The 14,009-nt window shown below is 45.8% G+C and carries 17 protein-coding genes; 2 read left to right on the top strand and 15 right to left on the bottom strand.

The genetic code is table 11. The annotated features are described in order from the left end of the window. Nucleotides 1-140 precede the first annotated feature (140 nt). Nucleotides 141-1,676 carry a cryptochrome/photolyase family protein gene (locus tag H7968_RS11090; protein ID WP_227396217.1) on the top strand — a complete coding sequence of 512 codons (1,536 nt, stop codon included), beginning with the start codon at nucleotides 141-143 and terminating at the stop codon, nucleotides 1,674-1,676. 24 nt (nucleotides 1,677-1,700) lie between these two features. On the opposite strand, the gene H7968_RS11085 is transcribed toward H7968_RS11090, so the two are convergent. From H7968_RS11085 to H7968_RS11055, 7 genes are all read right to left on the bottom strand, one after another. After that, entirely contained in the window at nucleotides 1,701-2,087 is a 387-nt protein-coding gene (locus H7968_RS11085) for an SMI1/KNR4 family protein (RefSeq protein ID WP_227396216.1), read from the bottom strand. Between the two features lie 144 nt (nucleotides 2,088-2,231). Next, the gene (locus H7968_RS11080) at nucleotides 2,232-2,834 is read right to left on the bottom strand and encodes a histidine phosphatase family protein (RefSeq protein ID WP_227396215.1); all 603 of its coding nucleotides are present in this window, start codon (nucleotides 2,832-2,834) and stop codon (nucleotides 2,232-2,234) included. 60 nt (nucleotides 2,835-2,894) lie between these two features. Then, complete coding sequence (locus tag H7968_RS11075; protein ID WP_227396214.1) at nucleotides 2,895-3,317, bottom strand: GNAT family N-acetyltransferase; 423 nt, start codon at nucleotides 3,315-3,317, stop codon at nucleotides 2,895-2,897. Nucleotides 3,318-3,337: 20 nt separating this feature from the next. Then, entirely contained in the window at nucleotides 3,338-3,616 is a 279-nt protein-coding gene (locus H7968_RS11070) for a hypothetical protein (protein ID WP_227396213.1), read from the bottom strand. Continuing rightward, nucleotides 3,603-4,022: a VOC family protein gene (locus H7968_RS11065; RefSeq protein ID WP_227396212.1), complete on the bottom strand. Its 420-nt coding sequence runs from the start codon at nucleotides 4,020-4,022 to the stop codon at nucleotides 3,603-3,605. The genes H7968_RS11070 and H7968_RS11065 overlap by 14 nt, the downstream gene beginning before the upstream one ends. A 178-nt stretch (nucleotides 4,023-4,200) precedes the next feature. Further along, nucleotides 4,201-4,473, bottom strand: a complete 273-nt coding sequence (locus tag H7968_RS11060; protein WP_227396211.1) for a GNAT family N-acetyltransferase — start codon at nucleotides 4,471-4,473, stop codon at nucleotides 4,201-4,203. Between the two features lie 17 nt (nucleotides 4,474-4,490). Continuing rightward, a complete protein-coding gene (locus H7968_RS11055; protein WP_227396210.1) occupies nucleotides 4,491-4,898 on the bottom strand; it encodes a (4Fe-4S)-binding protein in 408 nt (135 codons plus the stop codon). Nucleotides 4,899-5,155: 257 nt separating this feature from the next. On the opposite strand from H7968_RS11055, the gene H7968_RS11050 reads away from it, so the two are divergent. Continuing rightward, nucleotides 5,156-5,806, top strand: coding sequence for an SDR family NAD(P)-dependent oxidoreductase (locus H7968_RS11050; protein WP_227396209.1), 651 nt, complete (start codon nucleotides 5,156-5,158; stop codon nucleotides 5,804-5,806). Between the two features lie 309 nt (nucleotides 5,807-6,115). Here H7968_RS11050 and H7968_RS11045 read toward each other — a convergent pair whose 3' ends face one another. The 8 genes from H7968_RS11045 to H7968_RS11010 all read right to left on the bottom strand — a co-directional run bounded on the left by H7968_RS11045 (nucleotide 6,116) and on the right by H7968_RS11010 (nucleotide 13,902). Beyond that, entirely contained in the window at nucleotides 6,116-6,556 is a 441-nt protein-coding gene (locus tag H7968_RS11045; RefSeq protein ID WP_227396208.1) for a GNAT family N-acetyltransferase, read from the bottom strand. A gap of 117 nt (nucleotides 6,557-6,673) precedes the next feature. Then, nucleotides 6,674-6,907 (bottom strand): hypothetical protein, encoded by a 234-nt coding sequence (locus H7968_RS11040; protein WP_134373441.1) that lies wholly within the window; start codon nucleotides 6,905-6,907, stop codon nucleotides 6,674-6,676. Between the two features lie 114 nt (nucleotides 6,908-7,021). Continuing rightward, nucleotides 7,022-7,486 carry a DinB family protein gene (locus H7968_RS11035; RefSeq protein ID WP_227396207.1) on the bottom strand — a complete coding sequence of 155 codons (465 nt, stop codon included), beginning with the start codon at nucleotides 7,484-7,486 and terminating at the stop codon, nucleotides 7,022-7,024. Beyond that, a complete protein-coding gene (locus H7968_RS11030) occupies nucleotides 7,483-8,985 on the bottom strand; it encodes an FAD-binding domain-containing protein (protein ID WP_227396206.1) in 1,503 nt (500 codons plus the stop codon). Before H7968_RS11030 ends, H7968_RS11035 begins: the two co-directional genes overlap by 4 nt. Before the next feature lie 71 nt (nucleotides 8,986-9,056). Further along, complete coding sequence (locus H7968_RS11025; protein ID WP_227396205.1) at nucleotides 9,057-9,773, bottom strand: MBL fold metallo-hydrolase; 717 nt, start codon at nucleotides 9,771-9,773, stop codon at nucleotides 9,057-9,059. A 462-nt stretch (nucleotides 9,774-10,235) separates the two neighbouring features. After that, the gene (locus H7968_RS11020) at nucleotides 10,236-11,375 is read right to left on the bottom strand and encodes a mannitol-1-phosphate 5-dehydrogenase (RefSeq protein WP_227396204.1); all 1,140 of its coding nucleotides are present in this window, start codon (nucleotides 11,373-11,375) and stop codon (nucleotides 10,236-10,238) included. Beyond that, entirely contained in the window at nucleotides 11,375-11,806 is a 432-nt protein-coding gene (locus H7968_RS11015) for a PTS sugar transporter subunit IIA (RefSeq protein WP_227396203.1), read from the bottom strand. The genes H7968_RS11020 and H7968_RS11015 overlap by 1 nt, the downstream gene beginning before the upstream one ends. After that, complete coding sequence (locus H7968_RS11010; protein WP_227396202.1) at nucleotides 11,803-13,902, bottom strand: BglG family transcription antiterminator; 2,100 nt, start codon at nucleotides 13,900-13,902, stop codon at nucleotides 11,803-11,805. Before H7968_RS11010 ends, H7968_RS11015 begins: the two co-directional genes overlap by 4 nt. Between the last annotated feature and the right edge of the window lie 107 nt (nucleotides 13,903-14,009).

Here is a 14,009-nt window from a genome sequence, read left to right as displayed (position 1 = left end):
GCAACTTAAATAACTAAATATTCTGTAAATTTATTATAAGCCGTTCGACAAAGCTCGTCAATCTGCTTTTCAGACCAGCACATTCACACGCTTGTAAAAAGATTTGTTTGGGTATACTCGAAAAGAGTGGAGGTGACGAGATGGCAACTCGTTGGATTTTTGGCAGTCAGTTAAATCATCAGCTGCCGATCGTGAAAGATGCCGATCAGGACAAGGATGTCTTTTTATTTGTGGAAGCCCATTCACGCTCCACCTGGCAGTCTTATCATAAGCAGAAGCTGGTACTCATCTTCTCGGCCATGCGTCATTTTGCAGAAGAGCTGAAAGAAAAAGGGTATACAGTTGATTACCGTGAAGCGGACTCGTTTCAAGATGCCTGGGAAAACCACCGGAATGAATATAAGCCTGATCAAATTTATTACACGGCACACACTGATTACCGGATGAAAAAGGCGATGGAAAAGTGGCAGGATTCTCTGCCTGAAAATATAGAAGTAACCGTACTTTCTGATCAGCCTCTCTTTCTTTTAACGGCTGAAGAAGCACAGCAGGAGCTGAAAGGGGACGGTCCATGGAAGATGGATCCGTTTTACAGAAAGCTGAGGAAGCGTTACAGCGTTCTGGTTGAGGATGATAAGCCGGTTGGCGGTAAATGGTCGTTTGATCAGGATAACAGAAAGTCTGCAAAGTCAGGAACTTCATTTCCAAAAGAAAAGTCTTTCCGACCTGACGACATCACAAAAGAGGTCATGAAGAAAGTCGCTGAATTATTCGGTGACACCCCCGGAGACCTCGAACCATTCAGATGGCCGGTCACAAGGAAAGAGGCACTTCAGGCATTAAATCACTTTTGCAAAGAACGCCTTGAAACATTTGGCACCTATCAGGATGCAATGCTGATTGATAACCCGTATATGTCTCACTCTTTATTGTCGTCATCTATTAACATTGGTCTGATCACACCTCTTGAGGTCATTCAAAAGGTGGAGGACGCAAAAACGAACGGTGCACCGCTTAATTCTGTCGAAGGTTTCATCCGTCAGATCCTCGGCTGGCGGGAATATATAAGGGCTGTGTATCTGAAAACGATGCCGGAATATAAGAAAGTTAATGAGCTGAATCATCAGGTGGATCTGCCTTCGTTTTTCTGGGATGGACAGTCCAACATGACATGCATGGAGCAGTCGCTTAAGCCGGTTGTTGCGTCAGGATATAATCACCATATACAGCGTCTGATGGTACTTGGAAATTTCGCTAACCTGTTTGGGATCTCGCCACAGCAGACAGCAGACTGGTTTAATGAAATGTATATTGATGCCTATGACTGGGTTGTATTGCCGAATGTACTTGGGATGGCACTGTACGCAGATGGAGGTAAACTCTCTACCAAGCCGTATGTGTCATCAGGTAAATACATTCACAAGATGAGCAATTACTGTACATCCTGTCCCTATAACGTCAATCACCAGCTTGAGGAAGATGCCTGTCCATTTAACGCGCTGTACTGGAACTTTCTCGACCGTCATGCGGAAAAGCTGAGCCGTAATCCGCGAATGGGATTAATTTATAGTCAGTGGAGTAAAAAAGAAGAGTCTCAGAAAACAGCCATTCGGAAAAAGGCAGCTGCTTTAAAACAGGAGCTTGCAAATGGACGATTCCATGAAAAAAAGGAGTGACCCTGCACGGTCTCTCCTCCTGATTCATTTTCTAAGCATGTACAAAAAATCAACGAATCGTGCGGCCACCGGGAAGATCGCCTCTTCCTGGTCTTCATACACCTGATCTCTTGAAACAAAGATAATTTGTGGTTCTTCCAGCCTGCCCCGGTCAAAATAAAAACACAGCCAGTCCCCATCTACGGTTTCTGCAAAAGGATACATCCCTTCCTGCAGTGCTTCGGAAAGGGCTGTTTCATACATTGAGTACAGATTAATGGCCTCTGTTTCAATGGCGGGATAAAACTGTGCGATCGGCACGGAGGTATCATCCTGATAAAAATAAAGCGCGCTATGCTCTACAATTTCGGGATAACTGTTGACATACTCAGGCGGGAGGGTAATATTAAGCTTTCTTTCAATGTCACTCACCAACGATGAACCCCCCTCGGTTCAGTTTCACCAGACGGCCTGATAACGGTTAAAGAGCTTACGTCTATTTAAACGGGGCGGATCATATTCTATACCTGTTTTTTCGTTCTTTGAAACGAATTTCCCGGAAAGTTCATAAATAATTTACGATGATTCTGAAGTTTCCCTGTTTGTAACCTCGGTCAAGTGGTCAATCAGATTATAATCCCCAATCTCCCATTTCTGATCTTTAAAATGAAAATGGGAAATGCCCGCATTTTCAAGCCTCGTTTTCCCTGAACCGATTTCACCTTCTGATAATATCGACAGAATCGCATTAATCACTGCGCCGTGCGCCACCAGAATCACCCGCTGAGCAGGATATTGATCCGTGACCTGTTTGAGTCCTTGTTTCAATCGTTCATGAAAAACCGCAATTGTTTCTTCATTTGGATATTTACGTTCCGGAAACGTATTGGCCCGCTCATCCTGCGTCATTCCCTCTGCATCACCAAATGAACGCTCAACAAACTCCTCCATTTCAATAACCGGCAATTGAACTTCTTTTGCTATCAGATCCGCTGTTTCACGCGCCCTGCTTAATGGACTTGATAAGATCACATCCCATTGGTCCTTTTTCAGATGGGCGGCTGTGATCCGCGCCTGCCGTCTTCCTTTTTCATTGAGTGGAATATCCGTCTGCCCCTGAAGCCTGCGCTCTGCATTCCAATCTGTTTCTCCATGTCTGATCATACATAAAATCGTCATGTCAAATGCCCCCTACTTCTTCTGTACACGTATTTTAGCACGTTTCAGAAAAAGGGTTCATTACAGACTCTTTCGAAACGAATAACTTACCCGGCTGAAATCCATCTTTTGCTCATAAAAACGGTGAGCATCCGTGCGCTGAACACCCGATTCCAGTGCGATACAATGCGCACCACGCTGTTGACCCCAGTTTTCAAGATATGTTAAAAGCTTTTCCCCATACCCTTTCGAACGATGCCGGTCTGCTGTGACAAGATCGTAGACAAATACGTGTTTATTTAAATATAAATTCGTTTTCACCGCTACGCCTGCCAGAGATGTCAGCTCACCGTGATCATAGCAGCCAAACAGCTGATAATCCTCATGCTGCATGTGCTGAACAAGTTCGATGAATTCCGCTTCTGATAAATGGGTGCGAAGCTCTTTCATGACTGGATACGCTTCTTTTAATTCTTCTACTGTGGATAACTCTTTCATCTCCATCATTGTGATACTCCTTTATGCTATGGCATTGAATGCTGAATTCCCTCGATCATCAGAGAAAGAAAGACGAGCGCCAGCATTCCTGCGGTTGATATAAATAACAATGTTTTTTGCATCGGATGCTTGATCCCTTTCAGTTCCTGTCTGTAAAGGATGGCAAAATACAGGACACCACCAATGGTTGCGGATCCCCAAACGATCATCCCGGGTAAGGTAACCAGCCACTCCCACTCAGTCAGCCAGATAAGAAAAATAACAATATGTACGATCACTAAAAATCCCGTACTAAAAACTTTCACGACTTCCTCTCCTTTTAAAATCAGGACTTAGTTCACTCCAGACGTCAAAGCGATTACCGTCCGGATCCTCAAACACAACATTACGCCCTGCATGACCTCTGTTTTCGACATGACCAACCGTAACCCCTTTTTTCAGCAAATGGTCCCTGAATTCCTCCAGCCGCTTAAGACCGTCCACTTCAAAGGTCATTGAAAAACGGCTTTGACTCTGATGATCCTTGAAATTCGACGTTTCACCCGGCAGGCTTTTAACGAGAAAAAAACTCTGGTCCGCCAGATCTACAATGGCTTTTTCTTCATCCTCATGATTGATCGTTGCGCCAAGTAATTCCTCATACCAGACGGCTGCGTTTCGAACATGCTGGACTGGAATATAAATCGTACCTACTCTTTTTAAAAACGTCATGACAATCCCCCTCCAATATATTGATACTACCACTTAATGACAATATTAGTAAGCAGCATTTACCCGCGCGTGTATGACGGAATAATGTCCAGTTGTGAGGAAATGTTACCCTTTTATGAAGGAATTCTCCCGCTCCAACAAAAAAGCACCGGAATCACGCCCCGGCACTTCTCAGCACTTATTTCACCAGCACGTCTTGTAAATGCTGATGCTGATCAATCGTCTTTTTCGCAAACGGACAGAGTGGTACGATCATTTTCCCCTGCTCTCTTGCATACTCCACCACGCGTTCCACCAGTTGAAGACCCATACCCTGTCCTCTTAAATCATCAGAAACAAAAGTATGGTCAATAATAAAACGCTGTTCACCTGCCGGCACAAAGGTAATCTCAGCTGACGGTTGAGTCTCTTCTCCGACATAAAACTTATTCACAGTCTGCTTAATCTCCATTTCATCACCCATTCCAATCAGGATTTCTTTGCATGGCTTAAATCACAGAACGGTTTGTTGCCAGACAATCCACAGCTGCATAGTGAAGCCCTTGTGCAGTGAATCGTTTCATCTCCATGGCGAATCGTTAAATCACCACGAACAAAATACACACCGTCCGGCTGAACTTCGATTACAGTATGATCTGGCGGCTGTTCGCTCAAGCCACCATCCTTACGGACATACTCCAATGCACCGCTTGGACACTGCTCTACCGTATAGGCTACATCTGACGCTTCAGCCTGATCCGGCTCCACCCATGGACGCTTTTTCGTATCAAAAACAGTCGGAAGATTTTTAACACATCTGCCCGCATGAATACACCGCTCCGGATAAAAGCGAACATCAATTTCCTCACCTGTGTAAAGCTTACCTTCACTTGCCATATGAATTCCTCCTTTTGAAGAGCGTACCATCGACTGAGTGACAAAAGAGGTTCTTAACATGATTTTACATCTTTCGCGCATAATAGGCGATGTTTAATACATTTTTTCAGGAAGCACCTGTCTCCGTGTCAGTAATCAAATCAAACACTCCCAGAAGATTGAAAATTGACCCTTATTCAAACGGCGTGATAGCTTGAAACAAAGAGGAAATGTCAGCATTTCTTTTTTGATCTGACATCTAAAGGAGATGACCTCAAATGGCTGAAAAAGTAATGGTAATTGTCGGCGCCGGTCCCGGCATCGGCCTGAGCACAGCAAAAAAATTCGGAAAAGAAGGGTATGCGATTGCCCTTGTTGCGAGAAATGAAGATAAACTGCTTGAATACGTGGATGAGTTAGAAGAATTGGACATTGAAGCAGAGGCGTTCCATGCCAATGCTCATTCAAATGAAAGCCTGAAGACAGCGATTCATTATGCAAAAGAAGTTTACGGCCGCATTGACATTTTAATGTACAATGCCTACACCTTCCGTCAGGGTCCACCGTCGGAGCTCGACCCGAATGATCTGGCTGCTGATCTGCAGGTAGATGCTGTTGGTGCATTAGCAAGTGTTCAGGCTGCCCTTCCACATTTAGAAGAAGGCAGCACTATCCTTCTGACAGGCGGCGTGCTTGGCGTCAAACCGATGAAAAACTTCGCTTCCGTCTCTGTCGGAAAAGCAGCGATGCGGATTCTTGCGATGACTCTTCATCAGGAACTTAAGTCAAAAGGGATTTATGTTGGCACACTGACGATTAATGGATTTGTAAAAAAAGATACGCATTTTTCACCGGATAATATCGCTGAGCGCATGTATGAGATGGCGCAAAAACGTGATGGCGCGGAGTGGAATTTTGACCGCGAATAATTGAACAAAAGCTGACCGCTATTTTTAGCGATCAGCTTTTTTGCATACATACGTGCATGTTACGCGAGATTGATTTCAGACTGATTGGCCTGGGCGCAACTGTTGATAAGTTTCGATTTGTCGTTGATCGAACGTCTGTAACTGTTGATAGCAGCCCCATTGATGTTGATAACTTAACATATCCACCTGAATCTGTTAATTAGATGCTGTTTTCTGTTGATAGACGACAATCAACTGATCATCGCACGACCATTTATGTGGATAGAACACGGTTTTATGTGAATATCACCCTGCCCAAAGCCCCCACATTCAAATCCCTTTCCGCATCACAATCCTCTTCTCATTCACCTCATAGCCCTGCCTTTTATAAAAGCGCTCTGCTCCGCTGTTATCAGCCGTTAATAGAAAGATGGAGACGATCCCCTGTTTCTTCAATTCTTTTTCTAAATGCTGAAGCATACCTGCTCCAAGCCCCTGCCCCTGAAAATCCGGATGAATACAGAATTCAGCCAGGTAATAGGCCGGTCCCTGATAAGAATGACGGGCATTTCCTGCAATAAGACCTGCTGGCGCTTCTTTTTCAAATACGATAAACCCCGTAAATCGCGGCGTTTCAGAAATCTCTTTCAGCCGCTGTTCAGCATCCTCTAAAGACCAGTCCTCGTACCACGGATCACCTGTGAAAACATCACAATATACCTGCGCAGCCTGCCGGACATTTTCAGCCGTAATCGGTTTATATGAAGTCAAAACAGCACCTCCCTATGCGAACTAGTGATAATTACTATTTCTCTAACCGCCACAAAAATTCCTTTTAGTAAATAAAAAAGCCCTCCATCAATAAACTGGACGGCTTGCATATATGTATTATGAACGGAAACTGTCTTTGGTAAATGCGATGATCTCTGTTACTGCATCTGTGATGGTTGCAATCTTTTGCTGCAGCTCGATTTGAGGGTTCGCAAACACGAATAAATCCTCTTCCGGTGCATAGCTGACAAGAAGCATCACTCCCTGCCCTGCGTTAAACGATTGTGTGATGCCACTTTCTTTATACTGTTTCATTGTTTCTAATATTGTCCGAACGTTGGCTTCGTTCATCATCCATTCTCCTCTGCAAATGTTTTGAATTCGAGATATGCACCTGCAGATAAGTATAACTTCCCAAAATTTCCTTTACTATTTTCGATGTGTTTTCCGATGTTTAACAGCTGATTATTCAAAAAGACGTACCTTTAACTCCTTTCCAAGTCCGAATACGAGCATGGCATACAATTGACCTCTGTGATGAGTCAGATGCACAAGAATTTCAAGCAGCCATTCAAAACGGCTGTAGGTGACACCCCAATAAGCAGTTTTACGCTCAGATAACTGTGTTTCTGTAAATGATAAATAATCAGTTCGCACTTTATCAATAGTGACTGTCAGTTTTTCCATTGATCGATTCAGCCCGTGAACCTCATGCTGTTGATAAAAATCGTTCATTCCTTGCAGGTTTGTCTCCTCTGCAATCCTCAGATCAGCAGCAGGAAGAACCGCGATGTGTTCAACAAGCTCTCCAACTGAAAATTTATCCGGATGAGGCCGGTACACCCATTCTTCCTCTGTGATCTGCTCCATGATTTGCAGCAATGAGTCTTTCATTATGTCTATCTGGTGCAACACTTCTTCTACCTTCATTCTTCCTCCCCGTCAAACAGTGATAAAGACAGCTGCTCCGAGGATGCCTTGCGATCCCTGCGGCTGCCGTGCTTCTTTAATTTTTCAGCTGCGGTTTTCTTCGACTCAGCTGAATTTTTCACACCCCATAATACGGCTCTTGCATACCGGTTCGCTTCATCAACATTCACGATCGGCGCTGGATAATCCAGCTCATCAAAGCGACCCCATTTCCACGGTTCATGTATATATTCATTCGGAACACCCCTCAGTTCAGGAATAAACCGCCGGATAAACGCACCCTTTGGATCGTGGTCAAACCCCTGTTTGACAGGGTGATAAATCCGGATCGTATTAAAGCCTGTAGAGGCGGATTGCATCTGAACCTGACTGTAATGGATACCGGGCTCATAATCGGTGAATAATTTTGCGAGATGCTCTGCCGGCTGACGCCAATCCTGCAGAAGCGTATTACAGATAAACGAGATAAGCATCGCACGTGAGCGGAAATTGACCCACCCCGTCTCAAGTAAAGCTCTCATCGCTGCATCAATCATTGGAACGCCTGTGTGACCATTCTCCCATGCAGTAAACCACTCTTCATTCCACTCACTGCGCACCTGATCAAAAGCAGGATTCATCGTTTGAATGGCAATCTCCGGATCATCTTCAAGCCGCTGAATAAAATGACAGTGCCAGTGGAGGCGGGACATAAAGTATTCAAGATGCTGTCGCTGCTGATCAGAATCCAGTAATGCCATCACTTTTCGCGTCTTCTGCACAACTGCCCTCATGGACAGATTCCCCCAGGCAAGGTAAGGAGAAATCCGGCTGCATGACACTGCAGACGCCATCGGTTTGGAAATCTGGAACTGATAGCGCTGATATCGTCCATTTAAAAAATCTTTAAAGACCTCAATACCGGTCCGCTCTCCTCCTTTTTGAGAAGCAGCCGGAAGATCGTCTCCCGTTTCAAAAGAATGAAGGCTTTTCAGATCAGGAGTTAAATCCTCAGGCAGACGCTCCTGCTCTACGCAGTTAATGGATGTGGGAATCGGGTGCACAGGGGCAGACATAAATGACGCCCATTTCTCCTGAAACTGCTCTCGTGATTTCAGCCGGCGAACGACACCAAACTGCGGATACTCATTGAAAACAAGCCCTCTTTCCTTCATCCACTTGTGAACGCGCAAATCCCTTGCGAATGTGTGGGGGGTTCCATGTTCTTCATGCGCATAGAGCGTAAAAGGACCAAAGGCTTTAAGACAACTGGCGAGCACTTCCTCCATTTCGCCAATGGCATATGTAAGATAACCACCTTTTTGTATGACCTGTTCTTCGAGATCAGCCAGACTCTCTTTTACAAACTGGAAGTGCCGTGACGACAGCTCGGTCCCCTGCCAGACAGAAGGCTCAGCCACGTACATCAGCACAATCTGCTCCCCGCTCTCCAGTGCGTTGCTGAGGGCTGCATGATCATGCAGACGCAGGTCTCTTTTTAACCAAACAACGTTGACCATGGTATCAGCTCCTGATTTTTCATGGTTTTATTGTATCGCACGGACCGGGTTGCCCAGCACATCCACAGCGATTAAGACCGCTTCCGCTTCACCTGTTTCGCGCGTTCAATCACCTGTCTCATGTCTTCAACCGGATCCTCCAGAAAATCACCGTGTCCTACCCCAAGCACGTAAGGCTTTAAGGCTGTCAGCTTTTCAGCAGACTTAATGGCCCTGCCAAAATCCCAAGTCGCCATCGCCGGAAATGGAAATGACCGTCGCGTATCACCGGCCACAGCAAGCCCGCCTTTTACCTGAAACGCATCTCCGGCTAAAAGCGTTCGTGAACGTTCATCAAACAAAGCCATATGTCCAGGTGTGTGACCAGGCGAGCTGATGGCAAGAAGAGAGCCAACCTTGTCTCCATCCTTCAACAGAAAATCTGGCTTCGACTTCAGCCCCTTCGGAATCCCGCCCTTCACCTTGCGCGAACCTTCTCCTGATTCAAGCGACTTATCACCCTGCCAGAGCTTCAACTCACGTTCAGGCAAAAGAAACTCAACGCCGGGAATGGCTTTCTTTAATTCATCGATCCCGCCGGCATGATCAGAGTGGGCATGCGTGACAATGATTCGTTTAATCGGCTTTCCGATTTCTTCGGCTGTTTTTAAAATGCCTTTATGACACATTTTCACTCCGGTATCGACGAGTGTCAGGTCTTCTTCCTCTTCGACAAGATACATATTAACGGGGAAAGCACTTGGCAAAAACGAAATCTGGTGTACCATTCCTTTTGTTGTGATTCTCATAAGACGCCTCCTTGGATCATTTTATGTTGGTACTATTATACCTTTATTTGAAAGTGGACACCTTCTTTTGGCAACTGAACTGATGAGGAAGCTGGGCTGGGTCATTTGGCACGATCTTGCGAAACATGGACAAAATCTCATGAAACACGGTCTGCATTCTGTGAACCACCAGCTGAATTCCGCGAACATAAGCCAACATTTTGCGAAACTCAACCAAAACCCTGCGAACCGCCAGACTCCCAAATAGAAGCAGACGGCCTTGCAGAGTATGATGGGTACTTTGGCATGATTCTGCGAAACTCAAGGATAATCTTGCGAAACCCAGGCAACATTTTGCGAAACTTCACAGGAATCCTGCGAACACCCACCTGCATTCTGCGAAACTCAACCAAAACCCTGCGAACCGCCAGACTCCTCCCCATTAGAAAAACCACAGCCCGAAAGCTGTGGTTTCAAACGACCTCAACGTGCCGTCTCATAATAATCCTTTATCCGAAGATTCATCTCGCTGCTAACCGCAACACCCGAAGCTTTTTCATAGGCTGCTTCCACACCGTATTCACGGATCCATCCCTGCAGTTCAACCGCCTCAGGGTCATCCTGCAGATCAAAATGAAGAGCCGCTGCAATGGTCCGCTCAAGATTGACCGGTTCAATGCCGTGCTTATTCAATTCGACAGCTGGATAGGTTAGACGGTCACCTGCTGACAGCTTACGGAGCGGTGCACGCCCCACGCGGTCAAGTCCATCTGAGATGTACGGATTTTGATAACGCTCAATGATTTTGCGTACATATTCCTGGTGGTCCTCCTGATCAAAACCAAACTTATCCGTTAAAAATAGACTCGTTTCATGAAGTACCCCTTTTAGCAGATCGACAACACGCTGATCGCCCATCGCTTCTTTTACTGTTTGATAGCCCATTAATAAACCGTTATAGGCGATGGACGCGTGTCCTGTGTTAACCGTTAACAGCTTACGCTCGATAAAAGGGACGAGATCATCAACGAAGATTGCACCCTCAAGGGCTGGATGCTCCCCTCTCAGATCCTTCGTTTCTATCACCCATTCAAAATAGCGCTCTACTTCAATCTTCAGTGGATTATCATGCTTTTGAATTGGCACGATCCGGTCCACTGCTGAATTCGGAAAGCCGCTTTGAGCAAAAACGTGTTCAGCTTCTTTTTTAGATAGATGTTTCTCCACTTCACTTTTCAATTTATCACTGCCGCCAATCATATTTTCACAGGCAATGACATTGATTGCTGCTCCTTCTGGTCGTGCAGCCAGCCCTTTCGCAATCACTGGCGCAATAAACGGCAGCACGCCAGGCCCGACTGAGGCCGTCACCATCGCCGCATCTGCAACAGCTGCGGCGGCTGCTTCAGGATTCTCCTGACTATTAATTCCGCTGACGCCCCTAACCGTAAAAGATTCCTTCGTTTCATCAGCCAATACCACTTCATACTGACGGTCCTGATTCATACGGTTGATCAGTTCTGCATTAACATCAATAAAGATGACATCATAGCCCGATTGCTGCAAAATCGCTCCGATAAATCCACGCCCGATATTACCAGCCCCAAAATGAACAGCCTTCATTATTCAGCCTCCTCAAAAATCGCGATGATCTCCTCTTCCGATTTTGCCTGGATTAGCCGCTCAACGTTTTCTTCTTCGGAGCAGGCGATCGCAATTTTTGATAAGATCTCCAAATGCTCTCCGTCTTTTCCGGCAATGCCGACCACAATGTTTACTTCATTGTCATCAAACATCACCCCTTCTGGCAGCTGAAGAACCGAAATGCCTGACTTCTTCACAAGCTTTTTCGAATCCTCCGTGCCGTGCGGGATCGCAATTTTGTTTCCGATATAGGTCGTGGAGATTTCCTCACGCTCAAGCATGCTTGTTATATAATCCTCGTCCACATAGCCCTTTTCAGCAAGGACAGCCCCTGCCTTTTCAATCGCCTCCTTCTTCGTTCCTGCTGATTCGTTTAGATAAATGTTTTCCTTTTTAAAGATGTCGCTCATGATGTTCCCTCCATTAAATTCTTTGACTTTTCGGTATAAAAATCATGTAAGGTTTTTTGTAAAAACTGAAAAATTTCTTTTTCTGAACCGTTCCGAATCAGACGCATGGTTGACTCTTCTTCTACAAGGCTCCCGCTGATCGTGCTCAACACCTCTGCCCCCCGGCTTTCCTGATCATCAGGTGACACCATCAGAATCAGGCGGCTGACAGGCATGAAATCACCATCCATCCCCTTCAGCTCATAAGGCACCGCCAGGTCATACAATCTGAAAACCGGCTGCCGGATCATGTCATCCCGGCAATGGTAAAGCGCGAGTCCCGTATCCGGAATACCCATACCACCAATGGATTCACGTTCCATCAGATTCTTGTATACGGAACCTGATTCGTCAATCAGCTTTTCCTCAAAAAGCGTGAGATCAATCTTTTTCAGCACGTCTGAAAAGCTTATGCCTTCCTCAATTCGTTCGAGTCTAAATTGTTTCAATACCTGCTCTACCGCATTGGCATATTGATTCATCTGCTTTAAGCGATGGAGAAATGGCGTCTCATCACTCGGCTTCTGCTTCAAGGCAGAAGGTTTTTTCATTGGTTTGATGTCCTGAATGGCCTTTCGGATTTTTTCAGCATCCGATTGGGGAAGCAGCGGATTCACCAGCAGGTAATCCTCCGTGAGTCCACTTAATCCCACTGTTGAAACAATCAGGTCAAAGTGACTTTCCTCTAAATGTTTTTCCACTTCACGAATGGATGATAGCGTAATTGATTTCATCTCATCAAATTCCTTGTGCAGACGGCTGGCAATCATTTTTGAAGTGCCGATTCCGCTTGCACACACAACGAGGACAGACAGATGTCCAGGTTCAGCCTGTCCTTCTAAAGCCGAGCCGAAATGCAGAGCGAGAAAGGCAAGCTCACCATCCGGAAAGTCATAGCCCGGAAGCACTTCCGCCACACTTGAGCGAACCGCCTCAAACAGCTCGGGATACTCTCTCTTAATACGGTTTGTCAGAGGATTGTAAGTGAAATTTCTCTCCTTTGCCCGCTGAATACCAGGCTCAATGTGTGCAATCAGTCCCTCAATTAAATCCGGATCATCCAGCAGGTTCACATTCAGCCGGTCAGAAATAGCCCGGACAAGCTGATGGACTGTCACGGCCAGCTCAGGATTAATGAGCTGGTCCACAAACTGCTCCTGAAAACGTCTTTTGGCTGTTTTTAAATGAATTGTGATATAACCCGTTTCCTGTTCTTCAATCTTCATATCGAAGGCTTTCGACAATGCATGTATAATTTGATCGGCAATCCTATATTCCGGCAGTGCCTGTAATTCCTCCAGCAGCTGATCATGATGCTCCACTGTCGCTCCATCCCGAATTCTTTGAAGCGACAGACAAATATGCAATAACAATGAAACGTATGCACTATCCGTCAAAGGATATGGCAGCTCCTCAATAAAAGGTTTGATCAGCTGATCAACCTGATCAAACTCTTCCCGGTTCACGATCGTGAATACCTGATGATCGAGTGTCCGCTGGTTAAACAGCTGCCCTCCATGAATCGAATAAATGGAGGAACTCTCAAGCTCTTCCATCATCAGGTTAGCAAGAGACCTGCGCTTTGCTTTTTCATCCCCCGACAGTTCGATTCCGTAACCCCTGCGCCTGATGATGGATACTGCATAAGGTCTCAGAAAATCCTCCAATTCATCAAGTGCCTGACTGAGCGCAGCAGTCGGCATCTGAAACTCATTCGCCAGCTCCACCAGCTTCACAACCGTGTTTTGTTTCATTAAATAATGCAGCAGGAGAATTTTTCTTTCCCCTGCATCGAGTTCAGCGGTGGGCACCTGCAGTAAGGCAGACTCAAGCCTTTCGAAACCGTCCGACGGCCCTGCCAGCCTGATGCCTCTTCCAGCCTGTTTGTCCATGTTTAAATGAAATTGCTGCAGCACATCATCCAGCTTATTTAATTCACGCTGAACCGTGCGCTGACTGACCTGTAAATGATCCGCAAGCTCACCAAGTGTCGTAAACTGGTGCTGAGCGGTCAGCAGTATATGAAGCATCTTTCTTTCACGTCCTGTTACGTACACACATCAGCACCTCCTTTTCATTTATTCTTTTCCCCGTTCAACCTGCTATATCCTCCCTGAACAAAAACACAGGGAATCCGTCTTGAGGGTACAAGCGGATTCCCCGA

The sequence above is a fragment of the Jeotgalibacillus aurantiacus genome (genome assembly GCF_020595125.1).
GTDB classification, from domain to species: Bacteria; Bacillota; Bacilli; order Bacillales; family Jeotgalibacillaceae; genus Jeotgalibacillus; species Jeotgalibacillus aurantiacus.
The sequence above is the reverse complement of the archived record's forward strand: the minus strand, read 5'-3'. Positions and strand labels throughout refer to the sequence as shown.